The organism is Burkholderia sp. 10_S31, from assembly GCF_056930375.1.
Genome location: NZ_JBXOWK010000001.1, coordinates 2184316 through 2207615, shown reverse-complemented (window position 1 = coordinate 2207615; position 23300 = coordinate 2184316). Strand labels below are relative to the sequence as shown.

At 67.7% G+C, this 23300-nt stretch carries 22 protein-coding genes and 1 pseudogene; 11 read left to right on the top strand and 12 right to left on the bottom strand.

Annotation, left to right across the window (positions count from 1 at the left end; translation table 11 throughout):
* Window positions 1-37 precede the first annotated feature (37 nt).
* The gene (locus AC1Z3W_RS09910; protein ID WP_124831837.1) at window positions 38-1690 is read left to right on the top strand and encodes an acyl-CoA synthetase; all 1653 of its coding nucleotides are present in this window, start codon (window positions 38-40) and stop codon (window positions 1688-1690) included.
* A 102-nt stretch (window positions 1691-1792) separates the two neighbouring features.
* On the opposite strand, the gene AC1Z3W_RS09905 is transcribed toward AC1Z3W_RS09910, so the two are convergent.
* From AC1Z3W_RS09905 to AC1Z3W_RS09890, 4 genes are all read right to left on the bottom strand, one after another.
* A complete protein-coding gene (locus AC1Z3W_RS09905) occupies window positions 1793-2107 on the bottom strand; it encodes a HigA family addiction module antitoxin (RefSeq protein ID WP_057930197.1) in 315 nt (104 codons plus the stop codon).
* Between the two features lie 12 nt (window positions 2108-2119).
* Complete coding sequence (locus tag AC1Z3W_RS09900; RefSeq protein WP_483507521.1) at window positions 2120-2398, bottom strand: type II toxin-antitoxin system RelE/ParE family toxin; 279 nt, start codon at window positions 2396-2398, stop codon at window positions 2120-2122.
* Between the two features lie 91 nt (window positions 2399-2489).
* Window positions 2490-2921, bottom strand: a complete 432-nt coding sequence (locus AC1Z3W_RS09895; RefSeq protein WP_483507520.1) for a YqaA family protein — start codon at window positions 2919-2921, stop codon at window positions 2490-2492.
* 79 nt (window positions 2922-3000) lie between these two features.
* Window positions 3001-3645, bottom strand: coding sequence for a LysE family translocator (locus AC1Z3W_RS09890; protein ID WP_124831843.1), 645 nt, complete (start codon window positions 3643-3645; stop codon window positions 3001-3003).
* Between the two features lie 285 nt (window positions 3646-3930).
* On the opposite strand from AC1Z3W_RS09890, the gene AC1Z3W_RS09885 reads away from it, so the two are divergent.
* Window positions 3931-4413, top strand: coding sequence for an Lrp/AsnC family transcriptional regulator (locus tag AC1Z3W_RS09885; RefSeq protein WP_006755380.1), 483 nt, complete (start codon window positions 3931-3933; stop codon window positions 4411-4413).
* 809 nt (window positions 4414-5222) lie between these two features.
* On the opposite strand, the gene AC1Z3W_RS09880 is transcribed toward AC1Z3W_RS09885, so the two are convergent.
* Complete coding sequence (locus AC1Z3W_RS09880; protein WP_483507519.1) at window positions 5223-6875, bottom strand: IclR family transcriptional regulator; 1653 nt, start codon at window positions 6873-6875, stop codon at window positions 5223-5225.
* A gap of 177 nt (window positions 6876-7052) precedes the next feature.
* Here AC1Z3W_RS09880 and AC1Z3W_RS09875 point away from each other — a divergent pair, with 177 nt between their 5' ends.
* From AC1Z3W_RS09875 to AC1Z3W_RS09865, 3 genes and pseudogenes are all read left to right on the top strand, one after another.
* A complete protein-coding gene (locus AC1Z3W_RS09875) occupies window positions 7053-8012 on the top strand; it encodes an MBL fold metallo-hydrolase (RefSeq protein WP_483507518.1) in 960 nt (319 codons plus the stop codon).
* A 192-nt stretch (window positions 8013-8204) separates the two neighbouring features.
* Window positions 8205-9626, top strand: a complete 1422-nt coding sequence (locus AC1Z3W_RS09870; protein WP_483507517.1) for an MFS transporter — start codon at window positions 8205-8207, stop codon at window positions 9624-9626.
* An 86-nt stretch (window positions 9627-9712) separates the two neighbouring features.
* A pseudogene (locus AC1Z3W_RS09865) lies at window positions 9713-9962 on the top strand (MFS transporter); the annotation flags it as partial.
* Window positions 9963-10058: 96 nt separating this feature from the next.
* Here the strand turns inward: AC1Z3W_RS09865 and AC1Z3W_RS09860 are convergent.
* Both AC1Z3W_RS09860 and AC1Z3W_RS09855 read right to left on the bottom strand, forming a co-directional pair.
* Entirely contained in the window at window positions 10059-11849 is a 1791-nt protein-coding gene (locus AC1Z3W_RS09860) for a sensor domain-containing diguanylate cyclase (RefSeq protein ID WP_483507516.1), read from the bottom strand.
* A gap of 236 nt (window positions 11850-12085) precedes the next feature.
* Entirely contained in the window at window positions 12086-12577 is a 492-nt protein-coding gene (locus AC1Z3W_RS09855; protein ID WP_057927099.1) for a 2,4'-dihydroxyacetophenone dioxygenase family protein, read from the bottom strand.
* A gap of 172 nt (window positions 12578-12749) precedes the next feature.
* Here AC1Z3W_RS09855 and AC1Z3W_RS09850 point away from each other — a divergent pair, with 172 nt between their 5' ends.
* From AC1Z3W_RS09850 to AC1Z3W_RS09840, 3 genes are read left to right on the top strand one after another with little or no spacing between them, the layout of a single operon-like run.
* Window positions 12750-13220: a MarR family winged helix-turn-helix transcriptional regulator gene (locus AC1Z3W_RS09850; RefSeq protein WP_057927100.1), complete on the top strand. Its 471-nt coding sequence runs from the start codon at window positions 12750-12752 to the stop codon at window positions 13218-13220.
* A gap of 37 nt (window positions 13221-13257) precedes the next feature.
* A complete protein-coding gene (locus tag AC1Z3W_RS09845) occupies window positions 13258-13587 on the top strand; it encodes a hypothetical protein (RefSeq protein ID WP_057927101.1) in 330 nt (109 codons plus the stop codon).
* Window positions 13584-14831 carry an MFS transporter gene (locus AC1Z3W_RS09840; protein WP_057927102.1) on the top strand — a complete coding sequence of 416 codons (1248 nt, stop codon included), beginning with the start codon at window positions 13584-13586 and terminating at the stop codon, window positions 14829-14831. The genes AC1Z3W_RS09845 and AC1Z3W_RS09840 overlap by 4 nt, the downstream gene beginning before the upstream one ends.
* Before the next feature lie 6 nt (window positions 14832-14837).
* On the opposite strand, the gene AC1Z3W_RS09835 is transcribed toward AC1Z3W_RS09840, so the two are convergent.
* Entirely contained in the window at window positions 14838-15821 is a 984-nt protein-coding gene (locus tag AC1Z3W_RS09835) for a LysR family transcriptional regulator (RefSeq protein WP_082664734.1), read from the bottom strand.
* 87 nt (window positions 15822-15908) lie between these two features.
* On the opposite strand from AC1Z3W_RS09835, the gene aptA reads away from it, so the two are divergent.
* Window positions 15909-17267, top strand: coding sequence for an omega-aminotransferase AptA (gene aptA, locus AC1Z3W_RS09830; RefSeq protein ID WP_057927104.1), 1359 nt, complete (start codon window positions 15909-15911; stop codon window positions 17265-17267).
* Window positions 17268-17316: 49 nt separating this feature from the next.
* Window positions 17317-18834, top strand: a complete 1518-nt coding sequence (locus tag AC1Z3W_RS09825; protein ID WP_124831861.1) for a CoA-acylating methylmalonate-semialdehyde dehydrogenase — start codon at window positions 17317-17319, stop codon at window positions 18832-18834.
* A gap of 152 nt (window positions 18835-18986) precedes the next feature.
* Here the strand turns inward: AC1Z3W_RS09825 and AC1Z3W_RS09820 are convergent, their stop codons facing one another.
* The 3 genes from AC1Z3W_RS09820 to AC1Z3W_RS09810 all read right to left on the bottom strand — a co-directional run bounded on the left by AC1Z3W_RS09820 (window position 18987) and on the right by AC1Z3W_RS09810 (window position 21669).
* The gene (locus AC1Z3W_RS09820) at window positions 18987-19361 is read right to left on the bottom strand and encodes a COG4315 family predicted lipoprotein (protein ID WP_057927106.1); all 375 of its coding nucleotides are present in this window, start codon (window positions 19359-19361) and stop codon (window positions 18987-18989) included.
* 326 nt (window positions 19362-19687) lie between these two features.
* A complete protein-coding gene (locus tag AC1Z3W_RS09815) occupies window positions 19688-20620 on the bottom strand; it encodes an AEC family transporter (RefSeq protein ID WP_057927263.1) in 933 nt (310 codons plus the stop codon).
* A gap of 164 nt (window positions 20621-20784) precedes the next feature.
* Window positions 20785-21669, bottom strand: coding sequence for a LysR family transcriptional regulator (locus AC1Z3W_RS09810; RefSeq protein WP_483507515.1), 885 nt, complete (start codon window positions 21667-21669; stop codon window positions 20785-20787).
* A gap of 378 nt (window positions 21670-22047) precedes the next feature.
* Here AC1Z3W_RS09810 and AC1Z3W_RS09805 point away from each other — a divergent pair, with 378 nt between their 5' ends.
* On the top strand, window positions 22048-22425 hold the full coding sequence (locus tag AC1Z3W_RS09805) for a nuclear transport factor 2 family protein (RefSeq protein ID WP_483507514.1): 378 nt from the start codon (window positions 22048-22050) through the stop codon (window positions 22423-22425).
* A 24-nt stretch (window positions 22426-22449) separates the two neighbouring features.
* Here the strand turns inward: AC1Z3W_RS09805 and AC1Z3W_RS09800 are convergent, their stop codons facing one another.
* Window positions 22450-23250 (bottom strand): helix-turn-helix transcriptional regulator, encoded by an 801-nt coding sequence (locus AC1Z3W_RS09800; RefSeq protein WP_124831867.1) that lies wholly within the window; start codon window positions 23248-23250, stop codon window positions 22450-22452.
* Window positions 23251-23300: the final 50 nt, after the last annotated feature.

Sequence of the window (23300 nt, the reverse complement as noted above, 5' to 3'; positions counted from 1 at the left end):
CGCACGCGCCGATCGACAGAAAACGGGAGACAGGATCATGACGCAGATGTTCGAGGCCGGACTCGGCCGCCGCGACGCCAACTATGTGCCGCTCACGCCGATCGACTTTCTGGTCCGCGCGGCCGAAGTCTACGGCGAGCGCCTCGCGATCGTGCACGGCGACGTGCGGCGCACGTGGGGCGAGACCTACACGCGGGCGAAGCAGCTCGCAAGCGCGCTCGCGCAGGCCGGCGTCGCGCGCGGCGAGACGGTTGCCGCGCTGCTGCCGAACATCCCGGCGATGGTCGAGGCGCATTTCGGCGTGCCGATGGCGGGCGCCGTGCTCAACACGATCAACACGCGGCTCGACATCTCGTCGGTGCTGTTCATGCTGCGGCACGGCGAAGCGAAGGTGCTGATCGTCGACACCGAATACGCGGAGCTCGCGCACCGTGCGGCGCTCGAAGTGCCGGGCCTGAAGATCGTCAGCGTCGCCGACGCGATGCCGGCCGACCCCGCGCGCTTCGCGGGCGCGACCGACTACGAAGCATTCGTCGCGGCGGGCGACCCCGACTACGCGTGGACGCTGCCGGCCGACGAATGGGAGGCGATCGCGCTGAACTACACGTCCGGCACCACCGGCGACCCGAAGGGCGTCGTCTATCACCATCGTGGCGCGTATCTCGCGGCGATCAGCAACATCCTCGAATGGGACATGCCGAAGCACGCGGTGTATCTGTGGACGCTGCCGATGTTCCACTGCAACGGCTGGTGCTTCCCGTGGGCCGTCGCGGCGCGCGCGGGCGTGAACGTCTGTCTGCGCAAGTTCGACGCGAAGACGGTGTTCGACCTGATCCGCCGCGAACGCATCACGCATTACTGCGGCGCGCCGATCGTGCAGAGCGCGATCGCGAACGCGCCGGCCGAGTTCCGCGCAGGCATCGATCACACGGTGCACGCGATGGTCGCCGGCGCGGCGCCGGCACCGGCCGTGATCGCGAAGATGAAGGAGATCGGTTTCGACCTGCTGCACGTGTACGGGTTGACCGAGGTCTATGGCCCGGCGACCGTGTGCGCGAAGCAGGCGCACTGGGACGCACTGCCCGACGACGAACGCGCGCGCCTGAACGCGCGGCAGGGCGTGCGCTATCACCTGGAAGCGGGCGCGACGGTGCTCGACCCGGACACGATGGCGCCGGTGCCGGCCGACGGCGAGACGCTCGGCGAGATCATGTTCCGCGGCAACATCTGCATGAAGGGCTACCTGAAGAACCCGAAGGCCACCGACGAGGCGTTCCACGGCGGCTGGTTCCATACGGGCGATCTCGGCGTGCTGACGCCGGACGGCTATATCCGCATCAAGGACCGTCGCAAGGACATCATCATTTCCGGCGGCGAGAACATCTCGAGCATCGAGGTCGAGGATGCGCTGTACCGGCATCCGGCCGTCGAGGTGGCGGCCGTGGTCGCGATGCCCGATCCGAAGTGGGGCGAGGTGCCGTGCGCGTTCGTCGAACTGCGCAACGGAATGAGCGCGACCGAGGAGGAGATCATTGCGCACTGCCGGCAGTTGCTCGCGGGCTTCAAGGTGCCGAAGGTCGTGCGCTTCGGCGAGTTGCCGAAGACGTCGACCGGCAAGATCCAGAAATTCCAGCTGCGCAATGCGGTCGGGTCGGACAAGGCGATCGACCTGGCGGGGGACAAGAAGTAATCGGTGCGCTCAGGTGCGCGGCAGCCAGCAACCCGATCGCCCGGAGGCGGGCGACGGGTGGTCAGTTGTCAGGGATGCGGTGCGGTTTCGCGCCTCGTCATGTCAGGCGTGGGCGAATTCCCGAGGCTCGATACGCTTCTGGATCTCACGGCCGTGGTCACGCTCGGCGATTTTCAGATCATACGTGGCTTGCAGGTTCAGCCACGTTTGCGGATCGCCGCCAAAGTAGCGGGCAAGGCGCAGCGCCGTATCGGCCGTGATGCCGCGCCGCTCACGGACGATATCGTTGATGCGGCCGGCAGTGACGCCAAGTGCGCCAGCCAGCGCATTCGCGCTCATGTCGAGCGGGATGAGGTAGTCCTCACGAAGAATTTCGCCCGGATGGACCGGGCGCATACCGTTTTTGAACCGGGTCATGTCAAGCTCCATTCAGTGATAGTCGGCGATTTCAACATCGGCCGGTCCGTCATCGCCCCACGTAAAGCACACACGCCATTGGCCGTTGATTCCGATGCTGTACTGGCCAATGCGGTCACCTTTTAATGCCTCAAATCGGTTGCCGGGCGGAGACTTCATTGCATCGAGCGTTTCCGCATTGTCAAGCTGCGTAAGACGACGCATGGCCACATCGGCGATGTTGGCGAATTGTCGGCAACGTCCCGTTTCGAACAACTGCCGAGTGTCTTTGCATTTGAACGACTGGATCATGGCTGCATTTTGTGCCGTTTATCGGTAAGCGGCAAATTGATTGCCGGCTGGCAAGACCTACACAATCCAGCAGGACAATGCCTCATGCGCCTCAATGCACGACAAGCCACGCCACCGCCAGATACCGCCCGACCTTCGCGATCGTCACGATCGCGAGGAATGTCCACGGCGGCTCGCGCAGCACGCCGGCGATCATCGTCAGCGGATCGCCGATCACCGGCGCCCAGCTCAGCAGCAGCGACCAGCGGCCGTAGCGCGCGTACCAGCGCTCGGCGCGCGCGAGCGCGGCCGGCTTCACCGGAAACCAGCGGCGCTCGCGGAAGTGCTCGATGCCGCGGCCGAGCGCCCAGTTGATCGCCGAGCCCGCGACGTTGCCGACGCTCGCGACGAGCACCAGCGCCCACGCGGGCTCGCGCCCGGCGAGCAGCAGGCCGGCAAGCACGGCTTCGGACTGGAGCGGGAACAGGGTCGCGGCGACCATCGACACGGCGAACAGGCCGCCGTAGGTGAGCAATTCGGGCATCGCGCGATTGTACCGGCCGCGCGTCGACCGGCACCGGTCGCGCGGCGTCGGCGGTACAGAACGGCACCCGCGCGGTCGCTCAGTTCCAGCCGACCATGATCGCGCCCATCCCGACCAGCAGCCCGCCCGTCACGCGATTCATCGCGCGCATCCGCGCCGGCCGTTTCAGCGCCCGGCTCAGCCGGTGCGAGAACAGCGCCATCGACGCGACGCCGCCGGCAAACAGCAGCGCGAAGGTCGTCGCCAGCAGCAGGAACTGCGCGTTCAGGCTCCAGTCGGCGTTCGGGACGATGAACTGCGGAAAGAACGACGGAAAGAACAGCAGCGTCTTCGGGTTCAGGCCGGAGGTGGCGACGCCGCGCCAGAACAGCGCACGCCCGGTGTCGGTGTCGGGTGCGGTGCTGCCGGCTTGCGTCGATGCGGCCGGCGCGGTTGCCGGCGCACGGCTGAGCCATTGCTTGCAGCCGAGCCAGACGAGATACGCGGCGCCGGCCCAGCGCAGCACGGTCAGCGCGTGCTCGTTGAGGTTGACCAACGAATTCAGGCACAGCGCGGTCAGCGCGAGTTGCAGCAGCACGGCGAGCGTGCCGCCCCACACGCACGGCAGCGCACGGCGCCAGCCGGCGCGCAGGGCCTGGTTCATGGTGAGTAGGTTGACGGGGCCGGGGGCGTAGATGAGGACAGCGGACGCAGCGAGGAACGACAGATAAAGCCTGAACGACATGACGGGAGGTGCGGAAAACGGAGGATCAGGCGCCGGCCCGTGCAACCGGATAGGTGCGCGGGAGGCGGGACATTGCATGCCTGCGTGTCCGGCGCCGCAACTCGTGATTGCGGCCGGGCGTTCCGCTGCGAAGGGGTTGTCGCGGGGAGCGTGCCGGACAACAGGCATGGAGAAAATGTATCAAGCGGGCCGGTTAAAAGGTTTCCTGTTTTCCGGCAAAACCGACCCCGATCCGGAATCTTATTCGGCTAGAATGCCGATTTTCAGTAGAAGATTCTTATTGTCATGGCCACCCGCGAACGCACGCCGAAAACCCTCGACAACCAGGACCGCAAGATCCTCGGTGCACTGCAAAAAAATGCGCGTCTGTCGAACGCCGAACTGGCCGAACAGATCGGCATGTCGACCACCGCATGCTGGAACCGCACGCGGCAGCTCGAACTCGACGGCTACATCGACGGCTACGTCGCACTCGTCAACCAGCGCATGCTCGGCTATGCCGACATCGTGATTCTCGAAGTCACGCTCGATCGCCACGAAGACGATGCGCTCGCGCGCTTCGGCGCCGAACTCGCGGCACTCCCCGAAGTGCTCGAGGCCTACCTGGTGTCGGGGGAATACGACTACTGGATCAAGGTCGCGGTGGATGGCACGGCCGGCTATGAGCGCTTCCTGCGCGAGAAGCTGTACCGGATTTCGAGCATTCGCCACAGCCGCTCGATGTTCGCGCTGCGGTGCATGAAAGACGTGCCGTCGATTCAGGTGTGACCGCGGCAGCGACGGACCGCGCGTCGTCGTGACGACGCCGTTCGCGGCTGTGCGAAAGAAAGGGGGAGTCGGGCTGTCGCGGCCAGTGCGCGCGGCTCGACGGCAGATGTACGAGGAAAGTTCGAGTAGAACGGGAAAACGGATGAATCTTCCGTGACGACCCGGTGCGGTGCGATGCACCCGCACATTGCATGAGCAATGGTCAGCCACGCCGGTCAGCGGCGGCCAACACCTCGGCGGTGCCGGCGCTGGCATCTGCATCACAGCGCTCACATCGCGTGAGCGCGTTCAAATCGGGTCTTTTACGTTATCCGCCGATACACCGATGCCGGACGCGGCGGCCTTGCGGCGCGCGTCCCGGCAAGCGGATCAGCCGGATATCGTGCCGCCGGCCGGCGGCCAGTCGCAGCGCTTAGCGCGGCAGGCGTGCGTGCGCTTCAGCGATGACTTCGCAGTTCTCGAGGTGCAGTGCCCATGCTTCTGCAAGCAGCTCGCCAACACGTGCGAGCCAGCCAGCGGATTGGGTGGAACGATCGGAGACATTAGACGTTTGCATGACGAAGCCCCATGTAGGTGGTGAGTTAGGGATAACCCTAATCATAAAGGAGCGTCACCGCTTTGTGAAATTCGATTTCGTTATATGAGAATTTCTGACAATCTTTGTTGCTGCTGCGCAACATGAACCGCATCCGCAATCGGCATTGCCAAGTGGACAGGCGTGACGAGGCTGCGGCGAGCACGGCCTCGCAATGAGGAGCAGAAAAGGCGTGCCAGGCGGGGAGGAAGGGGGCGGCAGCGAGGGGCGGCGATTACTCGCCGATCCACCCGAACCGCCACGACAGCCGGCGCGTCGCGGCGAGCAGCGTATGGGCGAGTTCGCTGTCCGGCCCGCGCGGGAAGCCGCGCGACGAGCCGATGATGGCGATCACGAGCCGGATGTTGCCGGTGTGATCGAACACGGGCGCGGCGATCGTCCCGATGCCCGGCACCGGCGCGTCGAACGCGAAATCGAGTTCGTCCGTACGGATCGCCGCGAGCCGCGCACGGAACGCGGCGTCGGCCTGCGTCGCGCCGCCGGCGAGGCGCACAGGCTCGTCGGCCAGCAAGCCGGCCAGCACGTCGTCGGACATGCCGGCCGCGAAGATCCGCCCGATCGCCGTATTCACGAGCGACATCACCGTGCCGACCTGCAGGCTCACGTGCTGCGGCCGCGCGGATTCCTCGAGGCGGATCACGGTCGGCCCGAGCGGCCCGAGCGTGGCCGCGGCGACGCTCATGTCGGTCGCCGCCGCCAGCGCGACGATCTCGGCTTCCGCGTCGCGCGTCGGCGACACGCGTTGCATCGCGATCAGGCCGAGCGCCTGGCCGAGCGGTCCGCCGTCGAAGCAGCCCGCATCGTCGCGGCTCAGCAGGCCGATCTTCTGCAGGCTCACCAGATGCGGAAACGCCTTCGCGGCCGGCATCCCGGCCGCCGCCGCGAGATCGCGCAGCGGCAGCGCCCGGCCTGCCGACACGAGCGCGAGCAGCAGTTCGCCCGTGCTGTCGAGCGCGTTGATGCCGCGCTGCGCTTTCGCGTCGTCAGCGAGCGCGGGCGGCATGCGCTGGGCAGCCGCGGTAGCGACTGGCGGCGACGACTGCACGTCGCGTCCCGCATCGAGCGACGCGGTGGCTTGCCGCGCCGCATCGCGCAACGCCGTCGCGATCGGGCTGTCCCAGCCGACATCAATCGACCCGGTCGAACCGATCACCGTCAACGCGAGTTGCAGGCGTCCGTCCGAGTCCAGCACCGGCACGCACATCGCGCTGACGCCGGGGCTCGGCCGATCCACGCCGCGTTCGATCCCGCGTGCGCGGATCGCGTCGAGTTCGGCCTGCCACGCGCGGGCATCGGACGTGGGCTGGTCGCCTTCCGCGCCCGCGAGCGTGTCGCCGGCGCCTGCCTGGCTGGCCGCCATCGCGTCCAGCAGTGCGGTGTCGCCGAATGCGCGGAACACGCGGCCGGTCGCCGTCGTATCGAGCGACATCACGGATCCGACGTGCAGGTTCACGTGCAGCGGATAGCCGCCGTGCTCGATACGCACGATCGTCGGCCCGAGCGCGCCCGGCACCGACAGCGCGACGCTCAGCCCGACCGTTTCCGCGAGCCGCGCCGCGTGCGGCAGCGCCGCGCGATAGGCCGGCTGCCGTTCGATCGACATCAGCCCGAGCCGCAGCGACAGCGGCCCCGGCTCGTAGTTGCCGGTGAGCGCGTCGCGTTTCACGAGCGCGAGCCGCGTCAGGCTGACGAGATAGGTATGCGCCTGCGCGGTCGACAGGTCGGCCGCGGCCGCCAGCTCCGACAGCCCGAGCGGCTTGCGCCGGCGCGCGAGCGCGTCGAGCAGGCGGCCGCCGACCTCGACGCTCTGGATCCCGCGCTGCGCCTTGGGCGGCGCGTCGTCTGCGCTGACTTCGTGGTTCTGCACGCGATGGTTCTTCCGTTGACGAAACCCCGCATGGTATCCGACGCCATTTGATGCGCCAGCCCGCAGGTTTACCCGTATTAGACAATAGCAAGCGTATTTGTCATTGACAAATTATCGATGCAGGTCGATGATCCGTTCACTCCCCTCAACACATGGCTCGCAGCCACGGAACGCAACATGGCCAAAGCATTCGCATCCCAAGCCGATCTGGAAGAGAAGAAGGTCACCTGGACGCAGTTGTCCGAGAACGCGTACGCATACACCGCCGAAGGCGACCCGAACTCGGGCGTGATCGTCGGCGACGACAGCGTGCTGATCGTCGACACGACCGCGACGCCCGCGATGGCGCAGGACCTGATCGCGAAGATCCGCAGCGTGACCGACAAGCCGATCAAGCACGTCGTGCTGTCGCACTACCACGCGGTGCGCGTGCTCGGCGCGTCCGCGTATTTCGACGAAGGCGCGCAGCACGTGATCGCGAGCCGCGGCACCTACGAAATGATCGTCGAGCGCGGCGAGGCCGACATGAAGTCGGAGATCGAGCGCTTCCCGCGCCTGTTCGCGGGCGTCGAGACGGTGCCGGGCCTGACCTGGCCGACGCTCGTGTTCGAGCGCGAGATCACGCTGTTCCTCGGCAAGCTCGAAGTGAAGATCATGCACGTCGGCTCGGGCCATACGAAGGGCGACACGATCGTCTGGCTGCCGTCGCAGAAGGTGCTGTTTTCGGGCGACCTGGTCGAATACGACGCGGCCTGCTATTGCGGCGACGCGCAGCTCGAACAGTGGCCGGCCACGCTCGAGGCGCTGCGCGCGCTCGGCGCCGAAAAGCTCGTGCCGGGCCGTGGCCCCGCGCTGCTGAATCCGGCCGAGGTCGACAAGGGCCTCGACTACACGAAGGACTTCGTGACGACGCTGCTCGCGCAAGGCCGCAAGGCCGTCGAGCGCCAGCTCGACCTGAAGGCGTCGATGGCGCTCACGCGCGAAGCGATGGATCCGAAGTTCGGCCAGGTGTTCATCTACGAACACTGTTTGCCGTTCGACGTGTCGCGCGCGTTCGACGAGGCGAGTGGCATCACGCATCCGCGCATCTGGACCGCGCAGCGCGACAAGGAAATGTGGGACGCGCTGCAGGACTGAGCGGGTCGCGGCGGCGGGGCGTCCGGGCGGACGTCCCGTCGTTTTCCGGAAGTTTTCCTGAAGGCCCCTGAACGGCGGCGGCATCGCGCCGCGCTGCACGGCGCCGAATTCCGATCTCACAAGAAAGCAGGGCGCATGCACGCCCGCGGAGACTGCTGCGCTCGAAATCGCGCGGCCCGTTTGGAGAGAGACATGCCCCAATCGCTTCCCGCCGAAGCGACGATCGCGCACGCGAGTGCCGCGGCGTCGACTTCCTCATACGAATCCGCGTCCGCATCGGCATCGGCATCGGCGTCCGCATCGGCGTCCGCATCGGCATCGGATGCCGGCGATGCGCTGCTGTTCCGCAAGATCGCGTGGCGGATCGTGCCGTTCCTGTTCCTCTGCTACGTCGTGTCGTTTCTCGACCGCATCAATATCGGCTTCGCGCAGCTGCAGATGAAGCACGACCTCGGCTTCAGCGATGCGATGTACGGCCTAGGCGCCGCGGTGTTCTACGTCGGCTACGTGTTCTGCGAGGTGCCGAGCAACCTGCTGCTCGCGCGCTTCGGCGCGCGCCGCACGTTCACGCGGATCATGCTGCTGTGGGGCATCGCGTCGACCGGGATGATGTTCGTGTCGCAACCGTCGCATTTCTACGTGCTGCGCTTCCTGCTCGGCGTGTTCGAGGCCGGCTTCTTTCCCGGCATCGTGCTGTACCTGACCTACTGGTTCCCGGCGAACCGGCGCGCGGCGGCGATCTCGGTGTTCTTCGCGGGCGTCGCGGTCGCGGGCGTGCTCGGCGGCCTGATGTCGGGCTGGATCATGCGCGACATGAGCGGCGTGCTCGGGTTGCACGGCTGGCAGTGGATGTTCGCGATCGAAGGCGCGCCGGCGATCGTGCTCGCGTGCTTCGCGTTCACGTACCTGGTCGACCGTCCGCAGGACGCCGCGTGGCTCACGTCCGACGAAAAGGCGCGCGTTGCCGCGCTGTGCGGCGACAGCCGTACGCACGGCGCCGCGCATGGCGCGCACGACAAACGCAGCCTGTTCGCCGCGCTCGCGAACCCGCGCGTCTATCTGTTCGCATTCGTCTACTTCTCGCTGACCTGCGCATCGCTGACGCTCAATTTCTGGATGCCGCTGATGATCCGCGATTTCGGCGTGACCGACGTCGTGGCCGTGAGCCTCTACACGGTCGTGCCGAATGCGGTCGGCGCGGTCGGGCTGATCCTGATCGCGCGCCGCTCGGACCGCACCGGCGAGCGCCGCAAGCACTTCGCGTGCTGCACGATCGGCGGCGGGCTCGCGCTCGCGGCATTGACGCTGCATCTGCACAGCTTCGCGGCGATGCTCGCGTGCCTGTCGATCGCGGCGACGCTGATCTTCGCCGCGCTGCCGATCTTCTGGGCCGTGCCGACCCGCTACCTGTCGGGCAACGCGGCCGCAGCCGGGATCGCGCTGATCAGCAGCATCGGGATCACGAGCGGCATCGTCAGCCCGTGGGTGATCGGGCTGATCCGCACGCATACCGGCAGCATGGATCTCGCCGTGTACCTGCTGGCCGCGCTGCTCGCGCTGAGCGGCGCCGCGCTGATGCTCGGCGTGAAGGGTGAACCCGCGCAGCGCGCCTGAATGCCGGCCGTTGCCGGCGTCGCGTGTGCTGCCCGTGCCGCATCGGCATTCGTCGAGGAGACGATCGATGTCGGCCCGGCTTCAAGCTGTTCGTGCAGCCCGCGCTCGCCGTCGCATCCGGTTCCCGCGCGCCGGACAACGACGCGCTGTACCGCCGCGTCGGCATCGCGCAGGATCGTGCCGTTCCTGTGCGTCTGCTACATCGTGTCGATCCTCGATCGCTGCACCATCGGCTGCGCGCAGTTGCGGATGCGGCAGGATCTCGGGCTGACCGACGCGATGTACGGCCTCGTCGCGGTGCCGTTCTTCATCGGCTGCGTGCTGCTCGAGGTGCCGAGGTTCGAGGTGCCGAGCCGTGTGCGCCACGTCGGGTTACGCGATGCATTGATCGAATGATGCATCGGCGCGGCGGCGCACCGCGTGGGGTACGGGCTAGGCCCGATACACCTCGATCCGGTTGCGGCCGCGTTCCTTCGCCACGTACAGCGCCTTGTCGGCGCGCGACAGCGACTGGTACGCACCAAAGTCCGACGTCCGCATTGCGTCGATACCGATGCTGACGGTCAGCGCGAGCAATTGATCCTCGTGCACGAGCCGCGTGTCGGCCGCGCGCTGCTGCACGCGCTGTGCAAGCGCGCACGCCGCGTCGATCCCGGCGTGCGGCAGCACGATCGCGAACTCCTCGCCGCCGACGCGGCCGACGATGCCGTCGGGCCCAATCTCCGCGAGCAGCAGCCGCGCGAAATGACGCAGCGCGCGGTCGCCGAGCGGATGGCCCCAGCGGTCGTTCAGCGCCTTGAAGTGATCGAGGTCGAGCATCAGCACCGCGGCGTCATGACCGGTCGTCCGCACGCTGCGCAACGTGATCTCGCTCTGCCGCATGAACGCGTGGCGGTTCGACAACTGCGTCAGATGGTCGGTCGTCGCCATCCGGTGCAGTTCGGTCTCGATGTGCTTGCGCTCGGTCGCATCCGTGATGAAACCGTGCCAGACCGTGCCACCGTCAGGCATGCGTTGCGGGCGCGCGTCGCCTTCGCGCCAGCGCATCCCCTGGTCCGGCAGCAGCACGCGGTATTCGAGCCGCCACGGTGCCAGTCGCGCGGCCGACGCCAGCAGCGATTGACGGTACGCAGCCAGGTCGGCCGGGTGAATCCGGGTTTCGACCGCATCCGCGTCGCCGGCGATCTGGTCGGGCGTCAGTTCGTAGATGTCGCGCACGCCCGCGCTCGCATACGTAAAGGACCGGCGACCGTCGGCGGTCTGCCGCAGCTGGAACACGAGGCCGGGAACCTGGTCGGTCAGGTTCGTGACGAGCGTGACGGACTCGCTCAGCCGGCCGGCGAGCTCGCGCAGCGCGGTGATGTCCGTGGTCGTGCCGACCATGCGCAGCGCGCGTCCATGACTGTCGCGGGTGATGACCTTGCCGCGGCTGCAGATCCATTTGTAGGTACCGTCCTTGCAGCGGATGCGGTGCTCGACCGCGTAGCTGTCGGTGCGGCTTTCGAAATGCGCGAGCATCGCGGCCTTCACGTCGGCAACATCGTCCGGGTGCAGCCGTTCGTACGCCTCCTCGATGCGGCTCGTCAGCTCGTGCGGCGCATAGCCGAGCAGCGCCTTCCACGCCGCCGAGTAGTGGATCTCGCCGGTTTCCACGTTGCGATCCCACACGCCGGTGCCGCTTTCGGTCAGCGCCAGCGCGGTCAGCGCGCTGTGCTCCTCGACGACGTGGAGCCGCTCGCGCAGCGCGGCCTGCGCGCTCGCGCGGCCGATCGCCTGTTCGGCCAGCGTCGCCAGGTCGTACAGGAAAGTACGTTGTGCGGCATCGAGTGTCAGGTCCGTCGTGTCGGCGACACACAGTGCGCCAAGCATCGTGCCGTCGGGGGCGACGAGCTCGCACGCCGCGACGACGCGCGGTGCGGCGCTCAACGAACGGCTGGCGCCGGGCGTGACGCATCGTCGGTCGGCAGTCGTTACGCGCTCGACAGGCGACGGGAAGAATACGGGGTCGAGTGTCGCAGGCAGCGTGCCGTCGGACGCCGCCACGCGCTGCGCGCCGGCTTCAGCGTGCGTGACGAACGCGCCGGCCGCGCCGAAATGCGCGCAGGCGAGACGGCACACGGTCTCCAGTTCGGGCAACGGCGCAAGCGCCGGTCGATGGGCGGCGGTGACGGGGGAAGAGCCGGGCGTGTCGCCAGCCCCGGTGGTGAACATACGGAACCGCATGGTCGAATTCCGCGACGGTCGATTGCGCCGATGATCGGACGAATGCCGGGTGGCGCTGCTTGGGGGACTGCAATTGTAAAAATCTTATCGTCGAGAGAAATGCGTGGCAAGCGGGTCGAACCGGCCTTGACGACGGGCGATTCAGGTGGCATCGGCGCGATTCGTCCGCCCGTGTCCACCTCGGGCAGACCGTGCATCAAGCGCAGAGCGGCGCGACGAGGCCCGAAACCGTTGGCTCAGCGCGTGACGAACGCCGTGGCGTCATGCGGCGCCGTGCGCGCATGCTTGCGCTGGCGCAGCAGCGCGACGCGGCAATTCTCGCGCGCGGTCTCGCGGCCGTCGTCGTCGAGCAGCACCAGGTCGCCGCGCATCACGTTGAGCGTGATCACGTCGTCGCCGGGCGCGCCGAGCGTTTCCGGCGTATGCACCGAGCCGGCCGGCTCCAGCACCGTCGAGCCGGCTTGCGCGATCCAGTCGTACTCGCGGTAGCGCCACGCACCCTGCAACGTATGGACGAATACCTCGCCGTCGTGACGGTGACGCGGCAGCGTGCCGCCGGCCGGCATCTTCAGCAGCGCGGTCAGCGTGTCTTCCGCCGCATTGATATGCAGATACTTGATCGCAAGCCCCGGCAGGTCGGCGCTCATCGGCAGCCACGGCAGCGCGTCGCCGGGCAGGCACGAAATCGGCGGAAGGTCGGTGGCGAGCGGGGCAGACGGCTGCGTCATGGCGGAGGCGGAGCGGAAACGGGAAGTGCGCATTATCGCAGAGCCTGATCGGGCAGCAGAGCGGGCATAAACGGATCGCCCCGGCCGCCGGAGGCTCGGACACGCATTTTCCCCACACCGATATATACAGCTTAACTGTACAGTTTTGCTGTATATATGCTATCGTGAATTCATGAACACGCCATCCTCGCCCCCGGAAGCACCGCACGTGGTCGGTCTTGCCGGCGAACTCCGCATCTCGGTCAGCAAGCTCATGCGCCGGATGCGGGAACAAACCCACCCGAACGATCTCACGTCCTCGCAGAAGTCGGTGCTGCTGCGGCTCGACCGCGACGGCCCCGCGACCGTTTCCGCGCTCGCGCGGGCGGAAAGCGTGCGGCCGCAGTCGATGCGGATGACGGTGGCGACGCTCGAAGCGATGGGCGCCGTCAGCGGCGCAGCCGATCCGAGCGACGGCCGGCAAACGCTGATCGCGCTCACGCCGGAATTCCGCCGGCGGCTGCAGGCCAACCGCGCGGCCAAGGACGACTGGCTGTTTCGCGCGCTGCATGCGCAGCTGTCGGCGCAGGAGCAGGCCGAGCTCGCGTCGGCCGTGCAGCTGCTGCAGCGGCTTGCCGAATTCCAGGACGCGGCGCGCCCGTGAACCCGATCGACCCACCCGGCGGGAGGAGCGCCCGAACATGAACATCCTGCATCTCGTGTCGTATTTTTTGGGCGGCGCCTTTCTGGCGAATGCCGTTCCGCATCTCGTCAGCGGGTTGCGCGGCGAGCCGTTCCAGACGCCGTTCGCGAATCCGCCCGGCCGCGGGCTGTCGTCGTCGACGGTGAACGTCGTGTGGGGTGTCGTCAATCTCGCGATCGGCTATGTGCTGCTGCGCCGGGTCGGCGATTTCGACCTCGCGCGCACGGCCGACGCGGCCGCGCTCGGCCTTGGCGTGCTGGCGCTCGGCCTGTTTCTCGCGCGGCACTTCGGCGCGCTGCACGGCGGCAACGCGCCGCGGCGGCCATGAGCGTGCCGGCCGCGGGCGTGTTCCGCTCGCTGCGCAGCTTCAACTACCGCGTGTGGGCGGCCGGCGCGCTGGTGTCCAACGTCGGCACGTGGATCCAGCGCACCGCGCAGGACTGGCTGGTGCTCACGCAGCTCACGCACCACGACGCGTCGGCGGTCGGTATCGTGATGTCCCTGCAGTTCGGCCCGCAGCTCCTGCTGCTGCCGTGGACCGGCTATGCGGCCGACCGCTTCAATCAGCGCCGGCTGCTGATGACGACGCAGGCCCTGATGGGCGGGCTCGCGCTCGCGCTGGGGCTGTTGACGGTCACGGGCATCGTGCAGCTGTGGCACGTCTACCTGTTCGCGTTCCTGTTCGGCTGCGCATCGGCGTTCGACGCACCGGTGCGGCAAACCTTCGTCGCGGAGCTGGTCGGCGACCGCGAGCTCGCGAACGCCGTCGCGCTCAATTCGACGTCGTTCAACGCGGCGCGGATGATCGGGCCGGCCGTGGCCGGCTTCATCATCGCGTCGGTCGGCACGGGCTGGGCGTTCGTGCTCAACGGCATCAGCTTCGTCGCGGTGCTCGCGTCGCTGTCGCTGCTGCGCGCCGACGAACTGCGCGAGAACACGCGCGCCGGCCATGCGCGCGGAAGCCTGCTCGACGGGTTCCGCTACGTCTGGCATCGCTCGGACCTGAAGGCGACGCTCGTGATGCTGTTCCTGATCGGCACGTTCGGGCTGAATTTCCCGCTGTTCATCTCGACGATGGCGGCCGGCGTGTTCCACGTCGATGCGCGCGGCTTCGGCATCCTGTCGTCGATGATGGCGGTCGGCACGATCTCGGGCGCGTTGCTCGCGGCGCGCCGCGAACGGCCGCTGTTCCGGCACTTGTGGATCGGCGCGGCGACGTTCGGGATCGGCTGCACGCTCGGCGCGCTCGCGCCAAGCTACTGGCTGTTCGCGGCGGCGCTCGTGCTGACCGGGATCGCCGCGATGACCTTCACCACGTCGACCAATGCGCTGATGCAGCTGTCGACCGAGCCGGCGATGCGCGGGCGCGTGATGGCGCTGCGGCTCGCGGTTGCGTTCGGCGGCACGCCGATCGGCGCGCCGGTGGCGGGCTGGGTCGCGAACCATCTCGGCCCGCGCTGGGCGCTCGGCGTCGGCGCGGCGTCCGGGTTCGCAGCCGCGCTGGTCGCCGTGTATTTCCTGATGCGGGTGCGGCGGCAGTCGCATCCCGACGGCGGCGCAGGCGAAGCCTGAGCCCGGTTACGCGTCGCCGCCGGTGCCGCCCGGTCGCGCCGCCGCATGCGCGGCTTCGAGGCACGACTGGAACAGCAGCGCCGCCCGCGACGGCCGCGGCGAGCGCCGCAGCAGGCTCACGAACCGGCACCGGTAGTTGAAGCGGTGCGGCGCGATCGCCTGCATCAATCCCTTGTTTTCGAAGCTTTCCGCGTAATGGTCGGGCAGGAAGCCGAGATAGCGGCCTGACAGGATCAGCGTCGCGATCGATTCCTGGTCCGATGCGGTCGCGCTGCGCGTGAGCTTCGCGCGATGGCTCAGCTCCATGTTCGGCGAATGAAAGCCGAGGCCGGCGAACGCGTGGTTGCGGATCGTCGTCCACGTGAGCTTGCCGTGCGGCGCGTCGAAGAGCGGATGCTGGCGGCCGCAGTACAGCAGCATCCGTTCGTCGAACAGTTCCGAATACACGAGGCTGCCCGAGTTGCGGTGCGCGGGGATGATCCCGACCTGATAGCTGCCGTCGATGATCCCGCGCTCGACCTCGTTGATCGACGCGACGTGCAGGTTCAGCGCGACGTCCGGGGCTTCGTCGGCGAACTGGCGGATCGCGTCGCCGAGCCGCGCGTTCGGGTTGGTGGCCGTCTTGTCGAACACCGCGACATGCAGTTCTCCGCCCATCTTGTCGTGAATGCCGTCGACCCTGCTGCGAAACGCTTCCATCGACGCGAGCAGCCGCAGGGTTTCCTCATACACCGTCTGCCCCTCGGCGGTCAGCGTGAAGCCCGCGCGGCCGCGCCGGCACAGCACGAGGCCGAGGCGCGTTTCCAGATCCTTCACGTGGCGGCTGATCGTCGAGATGCCGATATTCAGTTCCAGCTCGGCCGCCGCCATCCCGCCGCATTGCACGACCCCCTTGAAGACCCGCAGCAGGCGGAGATCCATGTCGCTGAGCTGCCCGAGCAGCGCGCGGCTCTTCGGTTTCTTTGCTTGCATAGTTGCGCAAGTGAACATTGATATTGCGATATTCAAAAGACTAATTGGCGTCCCGACAATGCGCAATATCAACATAAGGAGGAGGGGCGCGCCGCGCCGACCGACATGACCGACACCACCATTGCCGCCCAACAGGATCAGACCGCCGTCCGCACCGATGCAGCGTGGCTCGACGCCCACTGGATGCCATTCACGGCGAACCGCCAGTTCAAGTCCGACCCGCGCATGATCGTGTCGGCCAAGGACGCGTATTACACGGACGGCGAAGGCCGCAAGATCTTCGACGGCCTGTCGGGCCTGTGGTGCACGGGCCTCGGCCACGGCCGCACGGAAATCACCGAAGCCGTGAGCCGCCAGGTCGCGCAGCTCGACTACGCGCCGGCATTCCAGTTCGGCCATCCGAAGTCGTTCGAGCTCGCGAACAAGATCAAGGACCTGACGCCGGCCGGCCTCGACTACGTGTTCTTCACGGGCTCGGGCTCCGAAGCGGCCGACACGTCGCTGAAGATGGCCCGTGCGTACTGGCGCGCGAAGGGCAAGGGCACGAAGACGCGCCTGATCGGCCGCGAGAAGGGCTATCACGGCGTGAACTTCGGCGGCATTTCGGTCGGCGGGATCGGCGCGAACCGCAAGCTGTTCGGCCAGGGTCTCGACGCCGATTTCCTGCCGCACACGCAACTCGCCGAGAACAAGTTCTCGCGCGGGATGCCCGAGAACGGCGCCGATCTGGCCGATCGCCTGCTCGACCTGATCACGCTGCACGACGCATCGAACATCGCGGCCGTGATCGTCGAGCCGTTCTCCGGTTCGGCGGGCGTGGTCATTCCGCCGAAGGGCTATCTGAAGCGCCTGCGCGATATCTGTACCGCGCACGACATCCTGCTGATCTTCGACGAAGTCATTACGGGCTTCGGCCGTGCCGGTGCAATGACGGGTGCCGACGCGTTCGGCGTGACGCCGGACATCATGAATTTCGCGAAACAGGTGACGAACGGCGTGCAGCCGCTCGGCGGCGTGATCGCGACGAAGGAAATCTACGACACGTTCATGGCCGCGGGCGGCCCCGAGTACATGCTCGAGTTCCCGCACGGCTACACGTACTCGGCGCACCCGGTCGCCTGCGCGGCCGGCGTCGCGGCGCTCGACCTGCTCGTGAAGGAAGACGCGGTGGCCCGTGTGCGCGACCTCGCGCCGCATTTCGAGGCGGCCGTGCATGGGCTCAAGGGCCAGCGCCATATCGCGGACATCCGCAACTATGGGCTGGCGGCCGGCCTGACGATCGCGGCGCTGCCGGGCGAGCCGGCACGGCGCCCGTACGAGATCGCGATGCGCTGCTGGGCGAAGGGCTTCTACGTGCGCTACGGCGGCGACACGATCCAGCTCGCGCCGCCGTTCATCTCCGAAAAGCGCGAGATCGATAACCTGGTCAACGCGCTGTCCGATGCGCTGAACGAAGTGGACTGAGCCGCGAGCCGCTCCCTGCGACAACCGAATTCACGAAAGAGTCTGAACGATGAAACACGACAGCAATGTGACCTCCACCGTCGGCCACCTGATCGACGGCAAGCGCGTCGACGGCGGCAGCCGCGTCCAGCCGGTGTTCGACCCGGCCACCGGCGAATCGCACAAGAGCGTCGCGCTCGCCGACAAGCTGACCGTCGAAGCCGCGATCGCGTCCGCGCAGGCCGCGTTCCCGGCATGGCGCAACACGCCGCCGCTGAAGCGCGCCCGTGTGATGAGCCGCTTCAAGACGCTGCTCGAGGAGCACGCGGACGAACTGTGCGCGCTGATCACCGCCGAGCACGGCAAGGTGCTCGCCGACGCGATGGGCGAACTGCAGCGCGGGATCGAGAACGTCGAATACGCGACCTACGTGCCCGAACTGCTGAAGGGCGAGCACAGCAAGAACGTCGGCCCTGCGATCGATTCGTGGAGCGAGTTCCAGGCGCTCGGCGTCGCCGCCGGCATCACGCCGTTCAACTTCCCGGTGATGGTGCCGCTGTGGATGTGGCCGATGGCCGTCGCGTGCGGCAACACGTTCGTGCTGAAGCCGTCCGAGCGCACGCCGTCGTCGACGCTGCGCATGGCCGAGCTTGCGCTCGAGGCTGGCCTGCCGCCGGGCGTGCTGAACGTCGTGAACGGCGACAAGGAAGCCGTCGACACGATCCTGACCGACCCGCGTGTGAAGGCGGTGAGCTTCGTCGGCTCGACGCCGATCGCCGAATACATCTACTCGACCGGCTGCGCGCACGGCAAGCGCGTGCAGGCACTCGGCGGCGCGAAGAACTTCGCGGTGGTGATGCCCGACGCCGACATCGGCAATGCGGTGAACGCGCTGATGGGCGCCGCGTACGGTTCGTGCGGCGAGCGCTGCATGGCGATCCCGCTGGTCGTCGCGATCGGCGATGAAACGGGCGACAAGGTGGTCGAAGGCCTGAAGGCCGAGATCGCGAAGATGAAGGTCGGCCCGGGCAACGGTGCCGGCGTCGACATGGGGCCGCTCGTCACGAAGCAGCATTTCGAGAAGGTGACGAGCTTCGTCGAAGCGGGCGTGGAGGCGGGCGCGACGCTCGTCGTCGACGGCCGCAGCGTGAAGGTCGACGGCCACGACGGCGGCTACTACCTCGGCCCGTGCCTGTTCGACAACGTGAAGCCCGGCATGCCGATCTACCAGCACGAGATCTTCGGGCCGGTGCTTGGCGTGATCCGCCTGAAGTCGCTCGACGAGGCGATGGCGCTGATCGACGCGCACGAGTACGGCAACGGCACGTGCCTGTTCACGCGCGACGGCGAGGCGGCGCGCTACTTCGGCGACAACATCCAGATCGGCATGGTCGGCATCAACGTGCCGCTGCCGGTGCCGGTCGCGTACCACTCGTTCGGCGGCTGGAAGCGCTCGCTGTTCGGCGACCTGCATGCGTACGGCCCGGATGCGGTGCGGTTCTACACGAAGCGCAAGACGATCACGCAGCGCTGGCCGTCGGCCGGCGTGCGCGAAGGGACTGTGTTCAGCTTCCCGTCGAACCGCTGACGCGCGTTCCGGCTGCGCGCGACGCCTGCTTGTCGGCGGGTGTCGTCGTACAGCCGGCGCAAGGACGCACAGGCCCGCTCCGATCGGCGATCGGGGCGGGCTTTTTTACGCGTGCCGCGGCCGTGCCGACACGCAACGCGTGGAAGGCGCGCTTACGGGGCGACGACGTGCCACATGTTCTTGAAGTTGTCGCCGTTGCGGTCGCCCTGCTTCATGTCCTTCGAGAAGAAATACAGCGGCCTGCCCTTGTAGGCCCATTGCGGGCTGCCGTCGTCGCGCTTGACGATGGTGTAGGGGCCGACCGGGACGTCGGTCGCGCTGGCCTTGTACGGCGGCCAGAAGGATTCGCATTGGCCCGTGCATGCGCTGGTGCCGGCGTTGGGCTTGTCCTTGTCGAATGCGTAGACGGTCATCCCGTTCGCGGCGACGAGCGCGCCGTTTTCGACTTTGGTGATCGAGCCCTGAGCCGAGGCCGAAACGGACGCCATGGCGAGCACGGCGGAACTGACGAGCAGCACGGCTTTCATGAGTACCTCCTTGTAGTCCGGTGGGCGGCGCAATCGCGCGCACGGCCGGGCGTGCGCACGATCGCGGGGAATGGTGCCGGAACACGGTGCCGTGGCAGCCGGTGCGAGCGACGCGAAGTCGAATGACGGCTGAACGGACCCGCTCCATTCACCATAGGCGGTTTTTGGCAGCGCTGCGAGAAGAACCGGGGGCGCATCGGCGGCGCGTGTGTCTCGCGCAACGACACGGTGTCGGCGCACGACGGCGCGGATTCAGGACGGTTCTACGGCGATTGCCGCTGGTGTTGGCGTTGACGGGCGTTGACGGGCGGTGCCGGGCCGCCCCGTCAGCGAAACGCGGGCGCTGCGGCGAGCGCCGTCAGCACGGCCGGCATCGCGAGCGCGGCGGCGATCGTCTGGAACGCGGTGATACCGGCCATCAGCGGCGCGTCGCCGCCGAGCTGGCGGGCCATGATGTATGACGAGGACGACGTCGGCAGCGCCTGGAACAGCAGCGCGATGGTGAGGGCGGCATCGCCGAGCCCGAGCAGGCGGCCGGCCGCGAGCGTGGCGAGCGGCATCGCCATGAACTTGAATGCCGACGCGATGCACATCGGCCGCAGCCATCCGCGCGCCGCATCGAATCTCAGTGCCGCGCCCACGCACAGCAGGCCCAGCGGCATCGACGCGGCGCCAAGCGCACGCACGGCCGGTTCGACCGCGGCCGGAAACGCAACGCCGGTGACCTGCATCGCGATCCCGAGCGCGCAGCCGACGACGAGCGGGTTCGACAGGATCTGGCGCACGAGCGCCCACGCGCCGAGCCGCGTTTCGCCGTAACGCGCGAACACCAGCACGCACATCAGGTTCACGGTCGGCACGATCGCCGCGACGCACACGGCCGCGAGCGCGATCCCGTGCGCACCGAACAGTCCTGCGGCGAGTGCCGTGCCAACATAGTTGTTGAAGCGCACCGCGCCCTGGAACACCGACGTGAAGCCGGCGCCGTCGACCTGCACACATCGGCGGACCAGCAGCAGAAGCGCCGCGACGAGCACCGTCGACCCGACCAGTGCCGCCGCGAGCGGCAAGACGGGCAACGATTGCAGCCGTGCATTCGCGAGACCGTCCGCGAACAGCGCGGGCAGCAGCACGTAGTAGCAAAGCCGCTCGGCGTGCGGCCAGAATGCATCGGCGATGAAGCCCGTGCGCCGCAGGCCGTGGCCGAACGCGACCAGCAGCGCGACCGGCGCGAGCGCGAGCAGGATCGGGCCGATCATCGGCGTGCCTTCAGGTGGGCCGGACGGGACGGCAGGCAGGCGGAGCAGCGGAGCGAAGCGGGAGTCCATCCAGCGGGCGACATGGCGGCGCGCGATCGAAAGAGTGACGATGCCGCCAAGTTAACACGCGAATGCAGCAGGAATAATGGTTAATTATCGGGTGTTCAATGAGAAATTCTCATCGATGTCGCGGTGACTTCGGCGGCCAGCGCACGCGCGAAACGCTCGGCCGGGCGCGACTGGTGTTCGAGCAGCACGACCGCGCGGCCCATCTGCGGCTGGCCGAACGGCAAGCGCGTGACGGGCGGCAGACGCGCGAGCGTCGAGTCGGGGAGTGCGACGATCGCCGCGCCGAGCCCGCGCGCGACCATGCGCGCGATCGTCTCTGCGCTGTCGAGCACCATCTCCTCGCGCACGCGCACGCCGATGCGGCGCAGCTCGGCGGCGATCATCCGGCCGGCCCACGCCTGCGCATCGAAGCGGATGAACGGCAGCGCCTCGAGCAGCGTGCGCGCGTCGCGCTCCGCGTAGTGCGGCGGCGCGAGCAGCCAGAAGCGGTCTTCGTACAGCGTGGTCCAGGTGAGCGCCGCCGGATGCGGGCGCACCGGGCGCGTCGTGATCGCGGCGTCGAGTTCGCCGGCCGCGACGCGGTTCGCCAGTTCGACCGACATGCCGGCCGATACGTGCACGCGCAACGACGGATGCGCATCGCGCAGCGCAAGCAGCGCATCGGGCAGCGGGCCCGACAGCGCGGTCTGGATCGCGCCGATCCGCAGGCGGCCGACGAGCTTCTTCTCGTCGCTGAGCGCATCGGGAATCCGGTCGACCATCGCGAGCACCTGCTCGGCCTGCGCGACGAGGATGTTGCCGGCTTCGGTCAGTACCGGCTGGCGGCGCGAACGGTCGAACAGCTGGACGTTGTATTCGCTTTCGAGTGTCTTGATCTGCAGGCTCACGGCGGACTGCGTGAGCCCGATCGCTTCACCGGCGCGCGCGAAGGTGCGGTATCGGGCGATTGCGACCAGCGTTCTGAATGCGCGTAGTGACATGGACTCAATGAGGTGGGCGGCCACGGCCGGCACGCGGATTGCTCGAAGATGGCGGCGATCGCGCGCGGACGGCTCGCCGATCGCGGCACGGCCGGACCGCCGAGGCGGCTGGACCCAGCCGGCACGCTGGCGGACATCATGCCCGCGCGTGCGGAAACGGGCAACCACGGCATCGGCGAGTTGCCGCGGAAAGCGCGGTGCGGCGCGTGCGCGGCGGGCGGTGCGGATTTTCGTGAATGGCATCGTGCCGGACGGGCGCGCCTATCTGCGGGCGCGGGCTCGGTCGCGCTCGTGTGTGCCGCCTGCACGTATTTGAACGATGCCTCGGGGCGACGCGGGCCGTCGCGTCGGTCCCGGCCCTTCGCGGAGGTAACGACGATGCCTGTCAACCCCGGTGACGTTGCGCGCGCGAGCTATCGCGCGTATGTCGACAAGGACCGCGACGCGATCGAAGCGCTGATCGCGCCGGATTTCCATTTCACGAGCCCGCTCGACAACCGGCTCGACCGCGATGCATACCTGGCGCGCTGCTGGCCGAACAGCGCGATGCTGGCAGGCTTCGAGTTCGTCGATGTCGCCGTGCACGGCGAATACGTGTTCGTCGTGTACGAAGCCGAAACGAGCGCGGGCAGGCGATTCCGGAACGCGGAGCGGCTGCATGTGCGCGACGGACGAATCGTCGAGGCCGAGGTGTATTTCGGCTGGTATGTGCCGCATCAGGCGCCCGATGGCGGGTTCATCGAATCGGGCGGTTGAAGTGGCCTGCCTTCGGCGATGCGCTTATCCCGCAGCATCTTCCCCGAGCGCCTGAATGAACCGCGAAAACAGCTCCGGCTGCGACGAGATCCCGAGCTTGGCATAGAGATGCCGCCGATGCACTTTCACCGTTTCCGGTGAAATCGCCAGCCGCTCCGCGATCGCCTTCGACGAATTGCCGCGCAGCACCATCCGCGCGATCGACATCTCGCGATCGGTCAGCACGCCCGCGCCGAAGCGCGCGAGCGCCTGCTCGACGCGCGCGCCGAGATCGGCGTCGGGCGTCACGCGCGTCGCGTCGCCCACCAGCCGCCAGTGTTGCCGGATCGCCGCGAGCACCCACGGCATCGCGGCTGTCAGCTTGCCGAGCGGCTCGACGTCGAAGCGCGTGGATGCACCGAGCGACAGCGACAGCAGCAGGTCGGGATGCGGCCGCAGCAGGACCTGGATTTCGTCGTCGCCGACCGCATCGCGGAAATAGCTCAGGAAATACTCGCTCTGCCGGAACAGGTCGGGCGCGACTTCCTCGAGCCGGTAGCAGCCGTCGGCGAGCCCGTCGTGCGCGGCCTGCAGGAACGGATCGAGCAGATATAACCCGTTGAGGTAAAGCGGCACCGGCGACGCGCTGTCGGTGCCGCCCGTGTCGTATTCGTCGAGCACGAGCGGCACGCCGTCGCGGCCGATCGCGGTCGCGAGCGCGTTGTCGAACGGCACCATTTCGTTGAGCAGCAGCACCAGGAAACGCCAGAAGCGCGGCTGGCCGAGATGATCGATTGCGCGGCCGAGCGCCTGGTGCATCGCGATTTCGGAGAAGAGACGATCCATACCACCACCGGAAGGGCGTAACACGAAGGGGGAATAGCGGTCCTGAAATT